Raw genomic sequence first — 21,489 nt, 5'->3', positions numbered from 1 at the left:
CTGTCTCTAAGCTATCTTCTAGGATTACACCAGGTAGATTCAGTATTTTTGTCATTAATATGTAGTCCTTGATATTTTTATATTTAACTTAAATGCTCGCTGTCTTCATAAGATTTTAACAGACTAAGTACGGAAGAACCATTAATTGCTTGAATTGCTGCTACAAACTAATAGCAATCCATATTTCTTTACAATGTTCGGAATCAGGACTTCACCAATGAGCGTCGAAAATTGATGGTTTTTGAATCCTGAATGTAATTTTTTGCGTAGATATACGTATACCGGACTCAACATTTGCCTCCCCCCAGCTTCACAGAATCTTCATAATTATCCGTGATAATACGGTATTTTTATAAAGATTACGTAAAGATTGCCCTGACAGGTAGCCAAAATCACGATTCTGTAGGTTAAGCTGGGAGCCAGCCAAAACCATACTTACGTAATCACCACACAATCCTGAAAAAACGCAATTTATATCCTAAAGGCGTTGAAGGGATGCCGTAACGAAGGGGTGTTAGTCGGACATATCGACCAACAGTTTTGAAGCCAACTAAATTGCAACTAAACCAATAAAAATTACTCATAACCGGGTTAGTTGTAATTCAAAATAATTGAAACAAATTTTTGACAGGGTGAGTTATGCAAAAAAATTTAGGGGTTAAAAATCACATTTTTACAACCCGAGAAGCCTGGGAAAATTTCCCTGCTATTCAGAAAATTTTCGAGGAAGTCGGTGCAGGACCGACATTAGTGGCGAAATTAAAGACAGCCTGTGAAATTTGCGAGTTTCAACTCGGAGATGAAATCACTCAATATCAAACGCCTGATAATAGCAACAATTTAGTTGAACAACAACAGAGCGATCGCAATTTTTATTTAGTTTGCGAAGGAAGAGTCAGGCTGCTAGCGGTAGAAGCATCTCACCAGCAGGAAATTTCGGCGGTGGTACTGGAAGTCGGAGCAATATTTGGGACAGATAACCTATTTCTTGACAGCGGACTGCCTTACAGGGCAATTGCGGCCGGCACTTGCCAAATCGGTCGAATTGCGGCCACCACAATGCAGCTTATTTTAGAGGAATTTCCGCAACTGCAACAGCACTTGCAGCAAGAATTTCAAGAGCGACAGCGGTTAATATTTTTCAAGACACAAACAGATTTGCGATCGCTCCCTCCCCAGCAACAACAGCTTCTGTGGCCGCACTTACTTCCTTACATAGAAGAAAGCCGAATTCCGGCCGGAGTTACCATCGCTGAGCATTGCCAAAACTCCAACAATCATTTTTGGCTCCGCAGCGGTCAAATTCAAGGTCAAGCCCCGCCAATTATAGGCAGTAACTGGGAAAATTCAGAGGTAAAAAGCAACTGGATAGCCGTAACAGACCTGCTAATTTACCAGCTTAGCAGCGAACACTGGGAAATCGCCAAATCCACAATTAGTTCCGAAAGCAATTCCCGCCCTAAAATCCTCCGCAAACCTCCGATTTTAAGCTTAGTAACGGCGCCCCAAGATGCCCGCTCTACCTCACAAACCGAGCCATCAAAATTAACCGCAGTTGCTCAGCAAAAAACCGCAGCCGGAATCATCAGCTTTCCCAAACCCAAGCAGCGCCGCTGGTTGAGCAGCAAACACCCATTCATTCAACAACAGAGCGCAGCAGATTGTGGAGCTACTTGCTTAGCCATGATTAGCGAGTATTGGGGTAAAAAATTCAGCCTAAATTACTTGCGCGAATTAGCAGAAATTGGCCGCAGCGGCGCGTCGCTCAAGAGTCTGGCAAAAGCAGCGGAAAGGATGGGATTTCAAACCCGTCCCGTGCGAGCTTCTTTAACTCCGCTGCGAAATCAAAATCCCTGGATTGCTCACTGGCAAGGCAATCACTACGTGGCAGTTTACCGCTTTAAAAATCAACAGGTTTTAGTGGCCGATCCGGCGGCGGGCAAGCGGTGGATGAGCATTAAAAGTTTTACCGAAAATTGGACTGGGTACGCCCTAATTTTAGACCCGACAGCGGAACTATACCGCAATCACAGTGCCGAACATCAAGGCATTAAAATTAAAGATTTTGTTGGCATAGTCTGGCCCTACCGCGCTGCGATCGCCCAAATTCTGCTCCTCTCCTTGTTGCTCCAAATATTTGGTTTAGTTACTCCCCTATTTACCCAAGTAATTCTCGACCAAGTGGTTGTCAGCAAAAGCATAGTAACTCTGCACGTTTTTGCGATCGGACTGCTGCTGTTTAGTGTTTGGCGAACGCTGTTGGGTGCAACGAGACAGTATTTGCTGGATTATTTGTCGAACCGCATTGACCTGACTTTAATTAGCGGCTTTATCAGTCACACTCTCAGTTTGCCGATCAAGTTTTTTGAATCTCGTCAGGTGGGCGATATCTTGACGCGGGTTCAGGAAAATCAAAAAATTCAGGCATTTTTGACTCGCCAAGCTATTACGGCTTGGTTGGATGCTTTGATGGCTGTAGTTTACATCGGACTGATGGTCTACTATAACTGGCGTCTGGCGTTGTTGGTGCTGGCCTTGATTCCGCCGATCGTGATTTTGACTTTAGTGGCAACTCCGTTTCTGCGAAAAGTGTCGCGGGAGATTTTTACCGAAAGTGCCAAGCAAAATTCATCTTTGGTGGAAATGATTACTGGGGTGGCGACGGTTAAGGCAACTGCTGCTGAGCGAGAAATGCGCTGGCGCTGGGAAGACCAATTAACTTGCATGATTAATGCTAAATTTCGCGGGCAAAAGTTGGCTAATTCTTTGCAGGTGATCGGGGGTGGGATTAATACTTTGGGCAGCACGGCTTTGCTGTGGTACGGGGCAATGTTGGTGATTCAAGACGAATTGACGATCGGTCAATTTGTGGCTTTTAATATGATGATTGGAAGCGTGATTTCTCCTGTGCTTTCAGTGGTGGGACTTTGGGATGAGTTTCAAGAAGTGCTCGTTTCGATCGAGCGTTTGGATGATGTATTCTCTGCCCAACCGGAAGAAAGCCCTTACAAGCCAATGCTGGTGCTGCCTCGCATTCAGGGAAACGTCAAGTTTGACAATGTTTCTTTCCGTTATTCTCAGGATGAGGAACGCAATACGCTGCAAAATCTTTCCTTTGAGGTGCAAGCTGGAGAAACTGTGGCAATTGTCGGCCGCAGCGGTTCGGGTAAGAGCACTTTGGTAAAGCTGCTGCAAGGTTTCTATTATCCAGAAAAAGGGCGGCTGACAATTGACGGCCACGATATTCGGCACATTTCTTTGCAGTCGCTGCGAGTTCAGTTGGGTGTTGTTCCTCAAGATTGTTTCTTGTTTTCGGGAACGATTTTGGAAAATATTACGCTGTATAAAAACGCAAACGATGCTGCTTCTGCAAGCTTGGAAGAGGCGATAGAAGTGGCGAAGCTAGCAGAAGCTCATGCTTTTATTCAAGATATGCCGCTGGGTTATCAAACTCCTGTGGGGGAAAGGGGAACGAGTTTGTCTGGGGGCCAGCGGCAGCGAATTGCGATCGCCCGCGCTCTTTTGGGAGATCCCCGAATTTTGGTTTTGGATGAAGCAACTTCTTCGCTGGATACGGAGTCTGAGCGCAGGTTTCAGCAAAATCTCGCCCGCATTAGTCGCGATCGCACTGCGTTTATTATCGCTCATCGGTTGTCTACGGTACGTAATGCCGATCGAATTTTGGTTCTAGACAAAGGCATTTTAGCCGAACAAGGCAACCACGACGAATTGATGGCTGAACGCGGACTTTACTATCACCTCGCTCAGCAACAACTCGATATTTAACTCATTAGTCATTAGTTATTAGTCATTGGTCATTAGCCATTAGTCATTAGTCATTGGTCATTAGTCATTAGCAACCTACACAAGACTAAAGATAATTTTTACTTACTCGTGACTTCTGACTCCTGACTTATAGCTCCTAACAACTGCCAACTGCCAACAGTCAACAGACTAATTTGGAGGAAATACAATGTTTTCACAAGATGAGAAAGAATTAGGCCACGCTCCTAACGAAATAGGTGAAGTCTATGGGGGTGTAGCTTCAAGGCAAGGAAACGAATCCCGAAAAAAAGACCGCTCTTTAGAAGTAGTCGAATCTCAAAATCGCTCTTCTCAAACTAATGATGGTATCAACATTGCCAAATTACAGTTACGGCAGCCTGATGCTAAGAATTGGTCAACTTCTTTGCACTCGGTACTCGACCAGCCACCAGTATCTTTTCCCCAGCGATTGATATTAGGAGGAATGGTTTTTTCCGTAGCTTTTGGAGCGTGGGCAACTTTGGGAAAAATTGACGAGGTTGGTCATGCTCAGGGCAAATTAGTTCCCAAAGGCGCTGTTTACAAAATTCACCCGACGGAGACGGGAAAAATTATTAACCTCCCTATCAAAGAAGGTCAAAAAATCAAAGCTGGACAATTATTGGCCGAATTAGACCCGTCGAATGCCCAGATCGAGGTGGAGCGTCTTGAGAAAATTCTGGACGCTTATCGGATTCAATTGATGCAAGAGATGAGTTCGATCGAGAGAACTCGACTTGAAGCGGAAGCGAGCCAAGCTATTGCTGCTGCAGACCAGCGTGGGGCTGAAGCTGCGATCGCCCGTGCTCGCGCTTCAGCGGCCACCACGCAGTCTCAAATCGAGCAATTGCAAACAGATTTAGTATCTCAGCAAGCGCGCAAGCAACAGCTCAAACCTCTGGAAAAGAATGTGCAAGACTTGCTCTCGCAACTGAATACAGATATTAACTCGCAGCAAGGGCGGCGCGATCAGGTGAAACCGTTGCAACGCAAGACTCAAGAATTGCTGGTGCAATTGCAAGCAAAAGTAGCGGCTCACAAAGAGCGGATCGCGCGTCTCAAACCTTTGGTAGATGAAGGTGCACTGTCAAAAGACGTATTGTTTCAAGCTGAGGAAGCTCTGCGAGAAAGCGAAAATGCGGTGATTAGAAGCCAGTTGGGGGAGACAACTCAGGCTGACGATCGCGCCTTTGAAGTCGAGCAAACCGTTCGCGACAGGCAAAGTGCTGCGATCAGGAGTCAACTGTCTGATGCAACTGGGGTTAAGGAAAGGTTGTTTGAAGTCGAGCAAAATTTGCGCGATCGAACTAGCGCCATTTCTAGAACCCAAGGTGAATTAGCCCAACAACTGGCAGAAGTCGATCGACTGCAAGCCGAAGCCGCCAGCAAACAAGCCGCAGCGCGCCAAACGCAGTTAGAAAAAGAGCAAAAAATTCAGCAGTTGGAAATGCAATTAAATCAAGTCAAATCCAAAATTGCCGAAACCCAAACCCTGCTCGATCAAGCAAAAAATAAGCTCAAACAAAGATTTCTCTACGCACCCGTCAGCGGAGTGATTTCTGCCCTCAACATTCACAATACCGGCGAAGTAGTTCAACCGGGTCAAACTATTGCAGAAATGACTCCGAATCAGGCTCCGCTAGTGCTCGAAGTCAGTTTGCCGAATCGAGAAGCGGGATTTGTCAAAACCGGAATGCCGGTGCAAGTCAAATTCGATGCTTTTCCTTATCAAAATTACGGCGTGATTCCGGGAAAAGTTGTATCGGTTTCGCCCGATGCCAAAACAGACGAGCGATTGGGTGTTGTTTACCGGGTGGAAGTGAGTATCGATCGAGACTCAGTGAAAGCCAACAATCAAACCTGGAAACTCAAAGCTGGCCAGACAGCTACTGCAGAAATTGTCATCCGTCAGCGCAGCATAGCCGACGTTTTGCTTGACCCTCTCAAGCAACTACAAAAAGGCGGCATGAGTTTGTAGAACTTAGTTAAGTGGTTGTTGTCCTTTGTCACTCTATATACACAAAACAGGATAAAATAATGAATTCCCAATTTCACCATTCTGCCAATCATTCCCAAGTTGGAATCAAACCTGAACAATTGGATGAGATAATTTCAGCGATTCTGGCAGGAAAGTATTCTTGGGCTTGTTTTTTACTTTTGCGGTGCACGGGTTACAACCCTCTCGACTATATACCTTACCGTACCTCCAACCGCTTGCTTAAGGAAAATAGTCAAATCAGCAAGTCGAGTAAATCGGAAACTAAGTCTGCATTGGGCAAAATTGCTGATTTAGATCATCTGGAAGTGGTGAGGGAAAAACAAGCCGGAGTTCGAGGGGGTTATGTAACTGAGGCTTTTAGCGAGTTGCACTCAGATACCAGAGGTTTAGGGCTTGAAGTCAAGGAAGGGCCATGTCTCTCGACGCCGACGGTTGATGTTCCGCATCAGGGCTTTTTTGCGACATTAAAGACACGTTGGTTGAATTTCGCGGGCGAGTAAATTAGTTGCTCAAAACAAAACCCGATTGCGGGCGTTGGGTGTACCTGTTTTTTGGTTGACTCATCGCGGGCGATCGGGTTTTTCAGTATCCCATATCCGCACTTCCGATAAATCTGCCAAAATGGCAACATTACCCAAATTAATTACTTTATACTCAGAAACCCGATTTTAGCTATTGTGGATTTATACTGCTTTGCGATCGATTTTAATACAGTTAGCCCTCTGTCGAGGCAATGCCTATCCTACTTAAGTTGATTGACTAGCATCCATTTTTTGTGTTCAGTCCAGGTCAAAATTAATCTGCCAAAATGGCAACACAGGTCGGATTATCCTAGCTATCTTAAATACAGAACAACCAAAGGTTGCTTCGAGCTACAAACTCACAAGCAAAAAGAGTAAAAGCCATGATTATTTCCGATCTGAACTACTTGGAAACTGCTGAAAATTCTGTTGTTGGCGGATTCAACCTGGGCTATGACTTTACCAAAATCGATTTCTCTGAAAAGTTTAAAATCAAAAAAGACGTTTTTTCTAAGACATATGTAAAGGGTAATCTAGCTACTGCGGAAGCTGATGCTTATGGTTACGATACTTTGACCCAAACCTTCGCTGTTGTCGATCCCTACTCTTCTACTAGCGTCTCGATTGCTGCTACTAACTAATCTTTAGCAGTTGCTCAGTCCGAGAATGAAAATAACAGCAAAAATAGAGGGTATCCTAGCTGAGGATTCTCTCTATTTTCCTCGCTATAAATTCCTGACTAACTTCCCATTTTTTTGTCATTCTCGGTTAAAATTAATCTGCCAAAATGGCAACACAGGTCGGATTAGCTTAGCTATCTTAAATACAGAACAACCAAAGGTTGCTGCGAGCTACAAACTCACAAACACAAAGGACAAAAGCCATGATTATTTCCGATTTGAACTACTTGGAAACTGCTGAAACTTCTGTTGTTGGTGGATTCAACTTGGGCTATGACTTTACCAAGATCGAGTTCTCTGAAAAGTTTAAAATCAAAAAAGACGTTTTTTCTAAGACATATGTAGAGGGTAATCTGGCTACTGCGGAAGCTGATGCTTATGGTTACGATACTTTGACCCAAACCTTCGCTGTTGTCTATCCCTACTCTTCTACTAGCGTCTCGATCGCTGCTACTAACTAATCCTTAACCGTCAAAAAGTAGGGCTATTTCATTCTCATCTATTAAAATAGAAAAAAATCTTTGGGTTAGTAGATGAAATGGATATAGCTCTACTTGAAAACAGGCGAAAAATAACTGAATCTAGAAATAGTTTATGGCTCTGTCTTATAAAAACGTTAAACAGTAATTTAAAACTAATTTAGTTTGCTTTAAAAATACGATATTCCAACCATGAAAAATTCATTAATTATCTCTCGCTTATGAAACGCGATTTGGCAAAGGAAGACTATAATTTGGATCTGGTGGTGCAAGAATAAGGTGAACATCAAACCGCAAGTACCAGCGAGAAAAAAAATCCCATACCTGCCTAATACGCAAGTGAGTTTTGATTAGTTTAAAAAGAAGGCTCATTATGTTTATCTGTAATTGGTCTTACCTCGAAAAAGTTTCAGAAAACGACTTGATTTTAGCTGGTGCTGTCTTGGCGTTGGATGCCTTTTCATCAGTGGACAGTGGAAACAATTTGCCTACGGCAGACATTAGACATTATTTTTAGAAACAAAGGTAAAGTTACGAAAGCAACGGATACAGGAACAGGTATAGCGATTGGCACTGATCCTCTAGCTGGTGTTGATGTTTACTACGCAGGCTTTGATAAAGTGAAAATAAAAATTAATTCAGGAACAGGAGCAAACTATGCTTTTGAGACTGTTAGTGTAAAGGCGATGGACTTGCCACACTAACTTTGATGGCTTTTAGTAAGGGCTTAAGCCCTTTTTGCCTTTTAATTATTGACCACTGCGTCACGGTTACGAGCGGTTTCCAGCCCAGGAAAAGGCTTAAGCCCCAACTCGCTGAATGCCAATTCTAATTACTTCCGCATCATGGCAGGTGCAGGGCGATCGCGATCGCCCTGCACCTGCCATGACTCCCCATCCATTCGATCGCGATCGTATTCAAATCGGCTAAATCCGTCGCCTTCCCGGCTGATGCAAGCCCCTCCAACGGCCGTTCCAAGTCCCCTCCGATCCGCTCAACCACAGTCCTCAAACTGCTGCCAAACCCCGCTCTGTTAATCACAATTCAGGAACGGGAGCAGCGGTGTGTCGATCGGGCCTCAACACCAGCAAGCGTGCGCCCGGATAAAAAGAGTGTAAAAATTGAAAACTTGCGTAACTCATATAATTTCAAACAAATCTGCCAAATTGGCAACATACCTCTAATTAGTCCAGATATATTGAGGTAAATCGCAATAAAACACGGTTTTTGCTCATCTTTAGCAGTCCGCCCTAATATTTTTTGAGTACGGGCGAGTGCAAGGAAGGTGCAGTTTAAATTTATCCAAGCCTTTTGAGAGTGATGGTGATGGCTAAATCAAATGCCATTGGCAATCAGTACCGATCGCCCAGATTGGTATTGGTAACAATTTTTTCCTGTCCTATTTTCTGGATGCACCAAGGTTCATTTATTAAAAACATTTCAGTCTTTAGTCTGAAGTCAAAAGCAATTCTTTCACACTCTTTAAAATCCTACATTGGCATTCATTGAGATTCGCAATGTCGGCGCTCGTGCAAGTGATTTTCGTCTTTACATACAAGTAAAAGGAGATAAATCGCGATGCCTCCATTCGATTCATTAGCTCCTGAGCCCTTAAATAATATTGTTGGAAACAGCAATAGTTTAAACACCTTGAATTCGGTGGCGAATAACCCTGGTGCGGGCAGCAGCAGTAGTTCCAGCACATCTAGTGCCTTTGTAGATAACAGCGGTGCAGGCAGTACCAGCAGCGCGACAGCAACTTCCCCGATGGGAAGCAGTACAAGTAGTGAGACTGCTTACGCTGTGGGGGCTACATCTAGCAGTGGCAGCGCGATAGCGAGTGCTTCTACAGTGGCGCCCCCAACTACTAACGCCACAGCGCCAACACCCACACCGTCAAATAATGACGGTTCAACGTTCACCCCCGTGACTGGTGGCACTTCTAGCAATTCAAGTCCTTCTAATTTCTCTCCAGACATTACGGGTACTGGCGACGAGAGTACGATCGACAGCAACGGCGACGGATATTGGCTGGGCACCAACAACAGCGATGTGATTACTGGCGATAGCGGGAGCGATCGAATTTTTGCAGGAAGCGGCCACGATATTGTCACAGGTAACAGAGGTGAGGATGCGATCGATGGAGGTGATGGAAACGACACTCTGCGGGGAGGGAAAGGTCACGATTTGCTGATTGGCCGCAACGGCGACGATTTTCTTTGTGGCGACTTGGGCACCGATAAATTGATTGGAAGTAGCGGCGCTGATACCTTTGCATTTAAACCCGAAACAGCGAGTGCAGCAGCTAATCCATTTTTAGCAGATCAACTCCTTGATTTCAATCCCGCTGAAGGTGATCGAATTGGGCTGACAGGGGGACTTTCGGTAGCAGACTTGACACTCGTGGCGTTTGATACTGACGGTGACGGTACAGCAGACGCGACTCTGGTCAAGTTTAGTTCAAATAGTGGCGATCGAATTTTAGCTGTTGTTTTGGGAACAGTTAACGCAGCGGGTGCAACAACTTTGAGCAATGCTGATTTTATTAGTTTGCCAAATGACATCTTGTAGCTAATCGTTAACCGTTAACACCAACTACCCCGCAGGAATCGTCGGGGGATGAAGTTAATAAATTTATATAGATTGAGAGAGAAAAATGAAGGACTTTTACGGGCCATTGATTGAATCAAGTGAAATCATCGAACAACTCAGACAAGAGATGCAATTAAAAACATTTAGTCAAAAGGTTTTGCAGAAAAAAGTTATTGAGAAAGCAGCCCGGGAACGGGAGTTAACTGTGACTCCCGACGAAATTCAAGCTGTGGGCGACCAACTCCGCCGCGAGAAGCGTTTGGAGAAAGCGGCGGATACGATTGCTTGGCTGGTCGATCAGATGATTTCTGTAGAAGATTTAGAGGCAGGGATTCGCGATCGGCTCCTCAGCCAAAAACTAGCCGAACACTTGTTTAGCAAAGAAGTAGGAAAGATTTTCGTTCAAAACAAATTGCAATTTGATCAAATAATTCTTTATCAAATAGTTGTTGCCAACCGCCAGCTTGCTCAGGAACTATTTTATCAAATTCAAGAAGGAGAAATCAGCTTTTTTGATGCCGCTCATCTTTACGATATTGACGAAAATCGTCGGCATATATGCGGTTGCGAAGGCAAGGTTTATCGGTGGGGTTTAAAACCCGACATAGCCGTCGCCGTATTTAGCGCTAAACCCGGAGAAGTGATTCGTCCAATTGAAACAGAGCTAGGATATCACTTGTTCCTGGTTGAAAAATTTCTCCCGGCGGAATTAACCCCTGAACGGTATCAAGAAATATTGCACAATCTGTTTAACGAATGGTTGGCTAACGAAGTCAACTATTTATTGTACAGTTCTAAAGTGTAGGTGGCGCGCGGAGCACAGAGAAGCCTAAGTAGTTTGACGGGCGAATTATAGCGCTCTCGGTGGGGTTGTGCATGGAGCCCTCATATAGAGGTTCTACCTAAGCCCTATAACTGTTGCGTTTAACTTGGCAATTTGGATTTAACTATATTGCAAAAATTGATAAACTGGCGAAAAGTAGTCAGTTGTTCTGGATGAACTTGAATTCTGCTCAATAGCTGTTCCAAATAAAATGGCTTGAGTACATCTCCCGGTCGTTTCTTAGAATACGTAATATTTTTAGCTTCAAATAACGCTCTCAAATAAGCTCCGTGAAACTGAGCATGAGTATTAAACTCTTGATATCTGCCCATGTTTTCGGGACAGTTCACTGAAACATCATAATATCTAGTATAATCTAATAGAGCTTTATCTTGAGGATTTTTAGAATAAATTTTGCGATTGCCTAGCAGCCAACTTTCCAAGCATCGATTCTGAAATATCAGCACAAGTTCTGCATTGTTTAATTTCAATTTTTGCTGAATTAAAAACTCATCAATTTCAGTTTCGAGTTCAGAAATAGTATTTTCCTCGGCATCCAGACACACTACAAAATAGCTGTATTTTCCGTTTGAGTTGATTTCCTCTATCGCAGGCGGGATGTAATTGTATAACGAAGGATATCCTTCCCCGCTAATCAAGTAATAATTTTTTTGAGTCACATCATCGCAATTGTCAACTCGCTGCAATTCCGGTAAAAGATAAGCCAGCCAAGCAGGATAAACTTTTCTCTCCGATTGTGTTCCTTCGACCAAAAAATACAGATTCATTCAACTTTGATTCCTTGGCTATATTCTTCAAGATTAATCAGTTGCATAAAAGCTTGATGCCTTGATTTTCCCAAGTTCAAATCTTTAGCATCTATGACAGTTACGATCCCACTTTTGCGAGTCACTATTTTCCAGTGTTCCATCCCAATATTATTGATTATGTAAGGATGATGGCTGGTGAGAATGAATTGAATATTTCTATTTTCCACAATCAAATCTGTCACAACATCGATACAGTTAATTCCCAAGCTGTTTTCAAATTCATCAATCAGAATTACCGTGCCTTCCGGCGACAAGTACAGTTCGCTAATATGAATGAGAGTTTTCAACATTCCTGAAGAAATATTGTTTTGGAAAATCCAATCGTTAACACCCTTTTCTTTGATTTGAATAGGGAAACGGGTAAAAGATGGATTTGCGTTATCTTCTAATGCTTCTAGTTTAATATCTTCTACCTGCTCGAAAACATCGATAAATTTAGTTTTTATTTTATCGAAAATATCGGGACAATGGCGAGCTATTAAAGCCAGTTTAAGAAGAATTGGCATATCACTTGCTTGAACATTTTCCAAAGCAAAATTATTATTGGAAATTATCGATAGTACCCTTACAGGTATACCATAAATTCCATTTAACAAGCTAGAATTGTCGCTATAAATGATTTCATTAAAAGCCTGCTGGACAGGTGAAATATCTTCTTCTTGATTTAAAATTTCAACTGCACTTTGAAAGGGCGATAATTTGGGCGTTGTCTCGCCTTTGAATTTAATTTCATTATTGCTTCTTTCTATAATTACATTTCCCTCTCTGGATAGATGTTCTCGAACTATTCTAAACTTATTAATTTCGTCTTCCTCAGTAGGAATGATAGCAGGGACTTTTTGCGTTTCAAATTCGCCTTGCCAGCGGTACTCGACATTGTTTACTGTCGAAAATGTAACGTCCCATGCTAAACCGTTTAACGAAGCACCATTAGCTATTCGCTGTAAATTCAAAATTCCTTTTAAAATTTGTGTTTTGCCGACACCGGAGACACCAACTAATAAAGCCAAGTTGGAAAAATATATCGGTTCAAAACGCCACTCTCGTAAATTATCCCAAAAAGCTACTTTTTTAATTCTCATTTCCCCCTCCTCTCTATTAATTATCTGCTTTCATCAGAGTTCATCTGCATACATCTGCGGTTAAAAACTTACATAATTTTGCCGCCACCAAGCGCGTACAAACTTAATCTCTTCAAACGTATAACGTTCTTCCAAAAAATCATAAATTGCTCTCAATTTCTCATCCCCCATAACTTCAATTGCGTACACTATCGCCTGCTGGCGTTCCGGTTCCACCAACAAATTTATATCAACTTCCCTGCCCATTTCCATCAATTCTATCAGATGCCCAGAAATAGTATTAGGGCTCATACCCCGCGCATTAGCTATTCCTTGAACTGTCAAACCTTGTCGGTATAATTCCCAAGTTTGCATCTGCGAATAAGACGCAACGTTAGCAAGATTGGGAAGATTAGCGACATCAGAAGATGCCGCACCACTTGGCAATCCTTGTTCTTGGCAAAAAGTGCGTATTGCCTCCAAGAAAACTTTGCCGTACTTATCTCGCTTGTTGCTACCAACGCCGTAAACTTCCTCGAATTCTCTGAGATTTTGCGGGCGTTTTTCTGCCATGTCTCGCAAGCTTTTATCCGCAAAAACTACGTAAGGTGGCACAAATTGTTCGTCGGCAATTTGCTTGCGCAGCGTCCGCAGTATGGTAAATAAACCTTCTACTTCTACTGCCAAAGAACGAACTTTACCCTGTACTTCCCGCTGGGGTTCAATGGCGATTTCAACTGTGCGCTGACGTTTCATAATTTCCCAACTTTTTTCATTCAGTTTTAAAATGGGAAATCCGTCTGTTTTTTCGTCTAAAAAACCTTGATTTAACAGCGAACGACTCAATTTTTTCCATTCATCAGCACTTCTATCTTTGCCAATTCCGTAAGTAGAAAGTTGGTGGTGCTGGTATTGCAATATTTTTTGATTCTTTGAACCGCGCAGCACGTCAATAATGTGATTCATGCCAAATTTTTCTTGGCAGCGGGCGACGCAAGAAAGAAATTTCATTGCCTCAATCGTCCAATCTTCTACGGGTTTTTGGTTGCAACAGTTATCGCAAGTACCGCAGTTTCCGGGGAATGAATCGCCAAAATAACTTAACTGGATTGTACGACGGCAATCGGTTGATTCTGCATAGTTGATTACTCGACGCAACTGTTGGCGGGCAATTCGTTGTTCTTGTGGATCAGGTTTTTGCTCGATGATATAGTCGATCATTTTGACATCGCCGTAGCCGAAAAATAAGCTGCAATGGGCGGGTTCGTTGTCTCTGCCTGCGCGGCCTGATTCTTGATAGTATCCTTCTAGATTCTTGGGCAAGTCGTAGTGAATTACAAACCGCACGTCTGGTTTGTTAATGCCCATACCAAAAGCTATTGTGGCTACCATTACTTGCACGTCGTCGCGAATGAAGCGGGTTTGATTGGTTGCGCGATCGACATCGCTCATCCCAGCGTGGTAGGGTAAGGCTTGGATGCCACTTTGTTGCAATTTATAGGCAACTTCGTCAACTTTTTTGCGACTGAGGCAATAGATAATTCCGGAACCGCCTTTTTTTTGGATGATTTGCAAAACTTCGGCAAAACTGTGCTTGGTTTTGGGGCGAACTTCGTAGTATAAATTGGGGCGGTTGAAGCTGGCGACGTGGATGTAGGGATTTCGCAGAGTTAGCTGCTGGATAATGTCTTGGCGGACGCGCTCGGTAGCGGTGGCGGTTAGTCCCATAATGGGAATGTCGGGATATCGATCGCGCACTCGTTGCATTTGCCTGTATTCTGGTCGAAAGTCGTGCCCCCATTCCGAAACGCAGTGAGCTTCGTCGATCGCAAATGCCGAAATTCCTAACTTATTTGCTACTATATCTAAAAATGGTAAAAATCTCTCACCGAGCAAGCGTTCGGGTGCAACATAAAGCAATTTAATCTTACCTTCGAGAATCGCAGTTTCGCGCGATCGGGTTTCCTGAGAGCTCAAAGTGCTGTTGAGAAAAGTCGCCCCAATTCCATTATCCTGCAAAGCTTCCACCTGGTCTTGCATCAGAGCAATTAACGGCGAAACAACCACAGTCAATCCCGGTTTCAACAGTGCCGGTAATTGAAAACACAAAGACTTGCCACCGCCCGTCGGCATGACAATCATCATATCCCGTTTTTGTAAAGCAGCTTCGACAATTTCCTGCTGTCCCGGACGGAAAGAGTCATAGCCAAAAAAATGTTTGAGTGCTTGTTCCAGGGACAGCGGCACAGAAGATATTGGCGGATTCGACGCTGGCATTTGCAGTAGTTGGTTGTTGGCTTCTCAACTATTCTATGCCTTTTGAGCACAAATACAGTTACAATAATTGAGAATCTCAAGTTAAGCAGAAAAACAGATGCCGAAAGCAATTTGGAATGGTGCCGTTTTGGCCGAGAGCGACAAGTGCGAAATTGTAGACAACAACTATTATTTCCCCGCCGATGCCATCAACCGTGAGTATTTCAAAGACAGCAGCACTCACACTACTTGCGGTTGGAAAGGTGTGGCTAGTTACTACAGTGTCGAAGTCGGCGGACAAGTTAATAAAGATGCTGCTTGGTACTATCCCACTCCAAAAGATGCTGCTAAAAATATTGCCGGATATATTGCTTTTTGGAAAGGAGTTAAGGTAGAGGCTTAAAGCAGTTTTGAAATAAAAAATGGGGCTGGTTGTGGGCGAATTTGGCGCTTAACCTGCCCCTTAAAAATTTAATCTTTTTCCCAAACGGCGACAGCTTCCGAACCCAAACCACGGCGAACAACAATCGGTTCGCTTTGTGTCAAATCGAGAATGGTAGAAACTTGATATCCCGGATCGGAACCGTCATCGACAATGACATCTACTAACTTTGAAAAACAGTCAAAAAGTTCAGCTTTGCCAAAGCTTTCTGCTTTAGATGCAGGCACTGGTGCTGCACCTTCATCATCCGTTGTAATGTGAGCGGATGTTGAAATAATTGGATTTCCCAAAACTTCCAACAGTGTAAAACAAAGCCGCTGGTCGGGAACGCGAATTCCAGTGGTTTTCCGTTTTGGGTTCATTACCAACCGTGGCACTAACTTGGTAGCTGGCAGCAGAAATGTATAAGGCCCAGGTATTAACCGCTTGATAATTCTGTATGCTTCATCGCTGACTGTAGCATAGTCGGTGATATTTGACAGAGAGGAACACAGGAACGTTAAAGGCTTATCATTGGATAGTTGCTTGATCTGCCTGACTCGTTCTACTGCAGACTTGGAGTTGAGATCGCAGCCGATCGCGTAAACTGTATCTGTCGGATAAAGCATCACGGCCCCATCTTTTAGAGCTTTTGTAATCTTCTCGATCCGGTCTCTTTGGGGTGCAACTGGATGCACTTCGTAAATAGTTGCCATGTTAAGATACTGCAGGCTAAGTGGGCGATCGAAATATCCAGTGAAACAATCAATGCTGAAAATTAATTGTTAATAATGAATAAAATAGCTTATTTTGACTGTCCAACAGGCATTGCTGGCGATATGTGTATCGGAGCTCTTGTCCACGCTGGCGTTCCTTTAGACTACCTAATCGAAAAACTAAATTTGCTCGGCATTTCGACAGAGTACCAGTTGCGGACGGAATTAGTCCACCGGAATACTCAACAAGCAACTAAATTTTATGTAGATTTAGCTGCAGATTTGGGGTTAAAACCCAAAAATTCCGATATCGAACTCGATCCCTCGGAAACGGAATCCCCGACTTTTGACGCCCGCCACCACCATCATCACGGGGAAGAACATTCTCACAGTCACGGCGAAGCAGATGCCGAAATTAGCCACACTCATCACCGCAATTTGCCAGAAATTGAGCAAATCATCGTCTCCGCAAAATTGCCTCCGCGCGTGGAATCTTGGAGTTTGGCCGTATTCGGCAAATTAGCAGAGGCAGAAGGTGCCGTACACGGTATCCCCCCAAGCGAGGTTCACTTTCACGAGGTGGGGGCTACGGATGCAATTATTGATATTGTGGGTACTTGTTTGGGTTTGGATTGGTTGGATATTGATGAATTTTACTTTTCGGCGATGCCGACTGGTGGCGGTACGGTGAAGGCTGCACACGGCAGATTAGCGGTGCCGACGCCGGCTGTGATGCGGTTGTGGGAAACGCACCGAGTGCCGGTTTACAGCAATGGGATCGATCGCGAATTGTGCACTCCTACGGGAACTGCGATCGCCTGTACCCTCGCGTCTGCTTTCGGTCCGCCACCAGCGATGCAAATTCAGGCGATCGGTTTGGGTGCAGGTTCTCGAATGCTGGCAATTCCTAATATTTTGCGCCTCTGGATTGGGGAGAAGTCAGAAGGGGAGAGGGGGAGAGTGGGAGAGTGGGAGAGTGGGAGAAAGACGGCTACTAATTCCCAATTCCCAATCCCCGATTCCCAATTCCCAATGCCCAATTCCATAGAAACTATTACGGTATTGGAAACGCAAATTGATGATTTGAGTCCGCAGGCGATCGGCTATGTTTTTGATGCTTTGTTTGCCGCCGGAGCTCTGGATGTTTTTACTGCCCCAATTGTGATGAAAAAGTCGCGGCTGGGGGTTTTGTTAACTGCGATTTGTCATCCCGAATTTCAGGATGCTTGTGAAGCAGTTATCTTTCGCGAAACTACTACTCTGGGAATTAGGCGATCGACTCAACAGAGAACTATTTTACACCGAGAAATCCAGACCGTTAAAACAGAATACGGCGAAGTCAAGATAAAAGTTGCGAAGTCTGGACAAACGATTGTTAATGTACACCCGGAATACGAAGATTGCGCGGAAATTGCCCGAATTAAAAATATTAGCTGGCGGGAAGTTCACCGCTTGGCGCTGCAAAGTTGGTACGATCGCACTTAATCAATTACAGTGACTTACATGAGGAATTTAGTCCCTGACGGGCTGACAACCCGTCACACCCAGCAGGCTTGAGGAATATCTAAATCAGAGGAATCAAAACCTCTGATATCATGTCCGGTCGATTACCCTAATACGGTAAGGGCGGGTTCACGAAAAATATCTGCCAATAATTGACAATCTCAAAAACCCGCCCTTTTAATCGCTTTTTTTTCAAGCTATTCTAGAAACATACTTCATTTTCTATCGCATGATGGTTGCCTTACCCGATCGCCCATCGATGAGTGCAGAAGAATACAGCACTTCCGGATGTTATGAGGTACAATAGAATCGACTAAAAATAATATACCAATGAAAGCATACTCAATAGATTTGCGCTCCTTTCATAGTAGCAGCCCATATCGAGCAGAAGCTGTCGATCAGAAAAACAGCAGCGATATTTTCCGTCAGTAAAAGCTCTGTTCAAAAACTGGTCAAGCAACAAAAAATCGAGGGAAATTTAGAGCCGAAACCCAGGGGGAAACGGAGATACAGTCATTTGAATAATTCCACAGCAGAGTTGAGAGAAATAGTGGCAGCACCTCCTGATGCAACCTTACTAGAATTGTGTGAGTTATTTGGCCAGAAGACTGGAAATTGGGTGGGTAGAACAGCCATGTGTAACGCCTTACAAAAGTTGGGATTAAATCGTAAAAAAAACAGTGAGAAGTAGCCAAGCCGGAACAGAAAAAGTCATGAAGTTAAGGTTAGAGTATTGGGAAAAAGTCAAGCAGATCGACCAAAAAGATCTAGTTTTTTTAGATGAGACTGGAGTATTACGCTTGTTTAACCAGAACTCATGCACGTTCTCAACGAGGAACGAGAGCCTATGCGGTTAAACCTTTTTACCCAGGGAAAAAAGTCACAGTAATTGGTGCAATTAGTTTGAAGCGAGTAGTGGCGCTCATGACAATAGATAACTCAATGGATGGCAAAGCATTTGAGGTATTTTTTGAGCAATGTTTAGTGCCACAATTGTGGTCGGGAGCAGTAGTAGTGATGGATAATTTACCCGCTCATAAAGTAGATTCAATTACATCGATGATTGAATCTGTGGGTGCTTCTATTTTATCTTTGTCCCCATACTCACGCCTATTTTAATCCGATTGAATTATGGTGGTCGCAGCTTAAATCTTTATTGATCCAGTTTTCGCCAACTACCACTAAAAGGGTTGATACGATAATTGCTCTGGCTCTTGATTTAATTAACCCGAAACATCTCAAGAACTGGTTTACTAATTGCTGCTACTGTACCTCATAACATCCGGAAGTGCTGTAACACTCGCTTGGGACACATCACCAGCAACGCGGCCGGCTTAATCTTGCGACAGGCTTTTAAGCGAGTTGGCATCGAGGGAGCCAGTTCTCACAGCTTCCGCAGGACTGCCCTTACCCAGATGTCGAATGCTGGCATCCCCTTAAGAATCGTGCAGGAAGTGAGCGGACACAGGAATTTAGAGCAGTTGCAAAGGTATCTGGAAGTCAAGCCGGAACAGGTCAGAAAAGCTGTGGCCAGTCTCTCTATGTTGAGTCATGGCAAAATCGAAATATCTCTATTTCCCGATCTAAAGCCAGAGTCGGAAACTTTGGGGGAATTTTTTTCGGTAGCAACGATAGAGTGGGGTACGAGTGGAGGTGATTGAGCGGACATCAAAGGAATTTGAGATTTTGCCTAAGCGCTGGATTGTCGAGCGTACTTTTGGCTGGCTCAATCAGTTTCGACACTTGAGTAAGGACTATGAACTATACACCCAGACCAGTGAAGCGATGATTTACGGGTCGCTCATCCGTTTGATGACCCGCAGGCTGTCTGCTTAATCTTTTGTTTACAAATTAGCTCTAATATAATAAGAACGTGAAAATCAGGTACTTACCCTATCTAGCAGCCTTTTTAACAGCGACGCTCGTTTTAGCGATCGCCGAGCTATTCATTCGTTTAGAAAACGAACATTTCCAGCAGGAAAACCGCGTTGCTCTACTAGACCAACTTAGCACGGTGAGAGCTAAGCTTGAAGGTTCTTTAAACCAGCGATTATTTGTAATGCAAGGTTTGGTAGCTTATATTTCAGTAAGCAATCCAAATATTAGCCAAGCAGAGTTTGAAAATTTGACTAGAGTTATCTTAGCCAAGCAACCCGGTATTCCTAGCGCTGCATTGTTCAAAAATTCAATTGCCACCCATCTTTATCCTTTAGCAGGTCAAGAAGGTGCTTTAGGATTTGCACCCCTGAAAATACCAGAAGAAAAAAAGCCATTTCAAAGAGCAATTGATACTAGAAACACTGTAGTTTCGGGGCCAGTTAAATTAATCGAACAGGGTAATATGGCTTTGATTACTCGTACCCCAATTTTTCTGACTCCTGTCGGCAAACCTCCGGAAAGCGGTCGCTATTGGGGAATGGTAAGCATTGGTATTGATTGGAATATTTTATTAAAAGAAGCGGGACTATTAGACTCCTCTGCGAAGCTTAAATATGCGATTCGCGGGAAAGATGGATTAGGCGCTGCGGGAGAAGTATTTTTTGGAGATGCTAAGGTTTTCCAGCGAGCGCCTGTTACTTTAGAAGTAACTTTACCTAATGGATCCTGGCAGTTAGCAGCTATTCCAAAAGATGGCTGGATTGAGAATTCACCTATTTTTAAATGGTTGTGGATAGCTGCTAGTTTCAGTGCTATATTAGCTGGAGGTGCAATATTTGTTTTGGTAAGTACGCCAGCAAAACTAAGAGAAAGAGCTTTACAGTTAGAATCTCTTTTGGAGGAACTACGACGTACTCAAACAATGATGATTCAAGCTGAAAAAATGTCGAGTTTGGGTCAGATGGTAGCAGGTGTCGCGCATGAAATTAATAATCCAGTAAACTTTATCCACGGTAATATTAGTTATTCCAGCGAGTATGTAGCTGATTTAATTCGTTTGTTGGATTTGTATCAAAAATACTATCCCGAACCAGCCAAAGAAATTAAACTAGAAGCTGATAATATAGAGTTAGAATTTTTAGTTAAAGACTTACCAAAAACTATCAATTCGATGAAAGTTGGAACCGAACGCATCCAGCAGATCGTCCTGTCCTTACGTAATTTTTCGCGTTTAGATGAGTCAGATCGCAAAAAAGTAAATCTCCATGAAGGCATTGATAGTACGCTATTAATTTTGCAAAATCGCTTAAAAGCTAACTCGCATCACTCGGAAATTAGAATTGTGAAAAAATATGGATATTTACCAGCGATCGAGTGTTATGCAGGACAATTAAACCAGGCTTTTATGAATTTAATTAACAACGCGATCGATACTTTGGAAGAGAAGCTGTCGTTGCCGAATTCTAAGGATATATATTTCATTCCGACGATTCAGATTGCTACTAAAATTGAGGGCAAAATGGCCGAAATTCGGATTTCAGATAATGGATCGGGAATGAAAGAAGAAGTCCGACGGAAAATATTCGATCCATTTTATACTACTAAACAAGTAGGCAAAGGTACGGGAATCGGCTTATCAATAACTTACCAAATTATAGTAGAGAGACACGGCGGAAAAATCGAATGCGTCTCCGAACCAGGAAAGGGAACGGAATTCGCGATCGCTATTCCTTTAACTAACAAAAATTAGTTGCAAAAATTAGGGTGGGCAATACTTACCATCTTAGATAAAACCGTTTTTAGACGTAGCGGAATCCTACTTAAAATCTGTGAAGCTCAGACAAGACTTATACAGCACTTTGCTTAACGATTAGGTACAATAGTAGAGGTGATAAGAAAGAGAAAAATGAAACCCTACTCCCTAGA

Annotated in this window: 19 protein-coding genes and 1 pseudogene; 15 read left to right on the top strand and 5 right to left on the bottom strand. The window is 43.4% G+C overall.

Annotated features, from left to right (window positions below):
- The first annotated feature begins 639 nt into the window (after positions 1-639).
- From QUA23_RS27990 to QUA23_RS27965, 6 genes are all read left to right on the top strand, one after another.
- On the top strand, positions 640-3,786 hold the full coding sequence (locus QUA23_RS27990; RefSeq protein ID WP_333079136.1) for a peptidase domain-containing ABC transporter: 3,147 nt from the start codon (positions 640-642) through the stop codon (positions 3,784-3,786).
- Positions 3,787-3,973: 187 nt separating this feature from the next.
- Positions 3,974-5,782 carry an HlyD family efflux transporter periplasmic adaptor subunit gene (locus QUA23_RS27985; RefSeq protein ID WP_333079135.1) on the top strand — a complete coding sequence of 603 codons (1,809 nt, stop codon included), beginning with the start codon at positions 3,974-3,976 and terminating at the stop codon, positions 5,780-5,782.
- Between the two features lie 59 nt (positions 5,783-5,841).
- Complete coding sequence (locus QUA23_RS27980) at positions 5,842-6,303, top strand: HetP family heterocyst commitment protein (RefSeq protein WP_333079133.1); 462 nt, start codon at positions 5,842-5,844, stop codon at positions 6,301-6,303.
- Positions 6,304-6,707: 404 nt separating this feature from the next.
- The gene (locus QUA23_RS27975) at positions 6,708-6,965 is read left to right on the top strand and encodes a hypothetical protein (RefSeq protein WP_333079131.1); all 258 of its coding nucleotides are present in this window, start codon (positions 6,708-6,710) and stop codon (positions 6,963-6,965) included.
- Between the two features lie 242 nt (positions 6,966-7,207).
- Positions 7,208-7,465 (top strand): hypothetical protein, encoded by a 258-nt coding sequence (locus tag QUA23_RS27970; RefSeq protein WP_333079129.1) that lies wholly within the window; start codon positions 7,208-7,210, stop codon positions 7,463-7,465.
- A gap of 491 nt (positions 7,466-7,956) precedes the next feature.
- A complete protein-coding gene (locus QUA23_RS27965) occupies positions 7,957-8,187 on the top strand; it encodes a hypothetical protein (protein ID WP_333079126.1) in 231 nt (76 codons plus the stop codon).
- 139 nt (positions 8,188-8,326) lie between these two features.
- On the opposite strand, the gene QUA23_RS27960 is transcribed toward QUA23_RS27965, so the two are convergent.
- The gene (locus tag QUA23_RS27960; protein WP_333037874.1) at positions 8,327-8,524 is read right to left on the bottom strand and encodes a hypothetical protein; all 198 of its coding nucleotides are present in this window, start codon (positions 8,522-8,524) and stop codon (positions 8,327-8,329) included.
- A 537-nt stretch (positions 8,525-9,061) separates the two neighbouring features.
- On the opposite strand from QUA23_RS27960, the gene QUA23_RS27955 reads away from it, so the two are divergent.
- Positions 9,062-10,054, top strand: coding sequence for a calcium-binding protein (locus QUA23_RS27955; protein ID WP_333079124.1), 993 nt, complete (start codon positions 9,062-9,064; stop codon positions 10,052-10,054).
- Positions 10,055-10,139: 85 nt separating this feature from the next.
- Positions 10,140-10,880: a peptidylprolyl isomerase gene (locus QUA23_RS27950; RefSeq protein ID WP_333079122.1), complete on the top strand. Its 741-nt coding sequence runs from the start codon at positions 10,140-10,142 to the stop codon at positions 10,878-10,880.
- 119 nt (positions 10,881-10,999) lie between these two features.
- Here QUA23_RS27950 and QUA23_RS27945 read toward each other — a convergent pair whose 3' ends face one another.
- The 3 genes from QUA23_RS27945 to recQ are packed head-to-tail and all read right to left on the bottom strand — an operon-like array spanning position 11,000 to position 15,066.
- Complete coding sequence (locus QUA23_RS27945) at positions 11,000-11,686, bottom strand: hypothetical protein (RefSeq protein WP_333079120.1); 687 nt, start codon at positions 11,684-11,686, stop codon at positions 11,000-11,002.
- Positions 11,683-12,810, bottom strand: coding sequence for an AAA family ATPase (locus QUA23_RS27940; RefSeq protein ID WP_333079119.1), 1,128 nt, complete (start codon positions 12,808-12,810; stop codon positions 11,683-11,685). Before QUA23_RS27940 ends, QUA23_RS27945 begins: the two co-directional genes overlap by 4 nt.
- A gap of 60 nt (positions 12,811-12,870) precedes the next feature.
- Complete coding sequence (gene recQ, locus QUA23_RS27935; protein ID WP_333079118.1) at positions 12,871-15,066, bottom strand: DNA helicase RecQ; 2,196 nt, start codon at positions 15,064-15,066, stop codon at positions 12,871-12,873.
- Between the two features lie 97 nt (positions 15,067-15,163).
- Between recQ and QUA23_RS27930 the strand changes: the two genes are divergently transcribed.
- Positions 15,164-15,448, top strand: coding sequence for a DUF427 domain-containing protein (locus QUA23_RS27930; RefSeq protein ID WP_190738299.1), 285 nt, complete (start codon positions 15,164-15,166; stop codon positions 15,446-15,448).
- Between the two features lie 68 nt (positions 15,449-15,516).
- Here QUA23_RS27930 and QUA23_RS27925 read toward each other — a convergent pair whose 3' ends face one another.
- Positions 15,517-16,182 (bottom strand): L-threonylcarbamoyladenylate synthase, encoded by a 666-nt coding sequence (locus QUA23_RS27925; RefSeq protein ID WP_333079116.1) that lies wholly within the window; start codon positions 16,180-16,182, stop codon positions 15,517-15,519.
- A 75-nt stretch (positions 16,183-16,257) separates the two neighbouring features.
- On the opposite strand from QUA23_RS27925, the gene larC reads away from it, so the two are divergent.
- The 6 genes and pseudogenes from larC to QUA23_RS27900 all read left to right on the top strand — a co-directional run bounded on the left by larC (position 16,258) and on the right by QUA23_RS27900 (position 21,313).
- A complete protein-coding gene (gene larC / locus QUA23_RS27920) occupies positions 16,258-17,667 on the top strand; it encodes a nickel pincer cofactor biosynthesis protein LarC (RefSeq protein ID WP_333079114.1) in 1,410 nt (469 codons plus the stop codon).
- A 367-nt stretch (positions 17,668-18,034) separates the two neighbouring features.
- Positions 18,035-18,376 (top strand): helix-turn-helix domain-containing protein, encoded by a 342-nt coding sequence (locus QUA23_RS31190; RefSeq protein WP_445243527.1) that lies wholly within the window; start codon positions 18,035-18,037, stop codon positions 18,374-18,376.
- Between the two features lie 89 nt (positions 18,377-18,465).
- Entirely contained in the window at positions 18,466-18,804 is a 339-nt protein-coding gene (locus tag QUA23_RS27915) for a transposase (RefSeq protein WP_333079112.1), read from the top strand.
- Between the two features lie 185 nt (positions 18,805-18,989).
- The gene (locus tag QUA23_RS27910; protein ID WP_333079111.1) at positions 18,990-19,346 is read left to right on the top strand and encodes a tyrosine-type recombinase/integrase; all 357 of its coding nucleotides are present in this window, start codon (positions 18,990-18,992) and stop codon (positions 19,344-19,346) included.
- Positions 19,333-19,521: pseudogene (locus tag QUA23_RS27905) on the top strand (transposase); the annotation flags it as partial. The gene QUA23_RS27910 and the pseudogene QUA23_RS27905, both read left to right, overlap by 14 nt.
- 37 nt (positions 19,522-19,558) lie before the next feature.
- A complete protein-coding gene (locus QUA23_RS27900) occupies positions 19,559-21,313 on the top strand; it encodes an ATP-binding protein (RefSeq protein ID WP_333079109.1) in 1,755 nt (584 codons plus the stop codon).
- The last annotated feature ends 176 nt before the right edge of the window (positions 21,314-21,489 follow it).

It is taken from the genome of Microcoleus sp. Pol1C5 (assembly GCF_036701115.1).
Lineage (GTDB): Bacteria > Cyanobacteriota > Cyanobacteriia > Cyanobacteriales > Microcoleaceae > Microcoleus.
Note: the sequence above shows the minus strand (reverse complement) of the source record. Positions and strands in the feature narration are given on the sequence as shown.

Excerpts from the sequence above, each read along its gene's own strand:
- QUA23_RS27990 (WP_333079136.1), top strand. The coding sequence starts at position 640 with ATGCAAAAAAATTTAGGGGTTAAAAATCACATTTTTACAACCCGAGAA.
- QUA23_RS27925 (WP_333079116.1), bottom strand. The coding sequence starts at position 16,182 with ATGGCAACTATTTACGAAGTGCATCCAGTTGCACCCCAAAGAGACCGG.
- recQ (WP_333079118.1), bottom strand. The coding sequence starts at position 15,066 with ATGCCAGCGTCGAATCCGCCAATATCTTCTGTGCCGCTGTCCCTGGAA.
- QUA23_RS27940 (WP_333079119.1), bottom strand. The coding sequence starts at position 12,810 with ATGAGAATTAAAAAAGTAGCTTTTTGGGATAATTTACGAGAGTGGCGT.
- QUA23_RS27985 (WP_333079135.1), top strand. The coding sequence starts at position 3,974 with ATGTTTTCACAAGATGAGAAAGAATTAGGCCACGCTCCTAACGAAATA.
- QUA23_RS27980 (WP_333079133.1), top strand. The coding sequence starts at position 5,842 with ATGAATTCCCAATTTCACCATTCTGCCAATCATTCCCAAGTTGGAATC.
- QUA23_RS27930 (WP_190738299.1), top strand. The coding sequence starts at position 15,164 with ATGCCGAAAGCAATTTGGAATGGTGCCGTTTTGGCCGAGAGCGACAAG.
- QUA23_RS27945 (WP_333079120.1), bottom strand. The coding sequence starts at position 11,686 with ATGAATCTGTATTTTTTGGTCGAAGGAACACAATCGGAGAGAAAAGTT.
- QUA23_RS27970 (WP_333079129.1), top strand. The coding sequence starts at position 7,208 with ATGATTATTTCCGATTTGAACTACTTGGAAACTGCTGAAACTTCTGTT.
- QUA23_RS27950 (WP_333079122.1), top strand. The coding sequence starts at position 10,140 with ATGAAGGACTTTTACGGGCCATTGATTGAATCAAGTGAAATCATCGAA.
- QUA23_RS27955 (WP_333079124.1), top strand. The coding sequence starts at position 9,062 with ATGCCTCCATTCGATTCATTAGCTCCTGAGCCCTTAAATAATATTGTT.
- QUA23_RS27975 (WP_333079131.1), top strand. The coding sequence starts at position 6,708 with ATGATTATTTCCGATCTGAACTACTTGGAAACTGCTGAAAATTCTGTT.
- QUA23_RS27915 (WP_333079112.1), top strand. The coding sequence starts at position 18,466 with ATGAGACTGGAGTATTACGCTTGTTTAACCAGAACTCATGCACGTTCT.
- larC (WP_333079114.1), top strand. The coding sequence starts at position 16,258 with ATGAATAAAATAGCTTATTTTGACTGTCCAACAGGCATTGCTGGCGAT.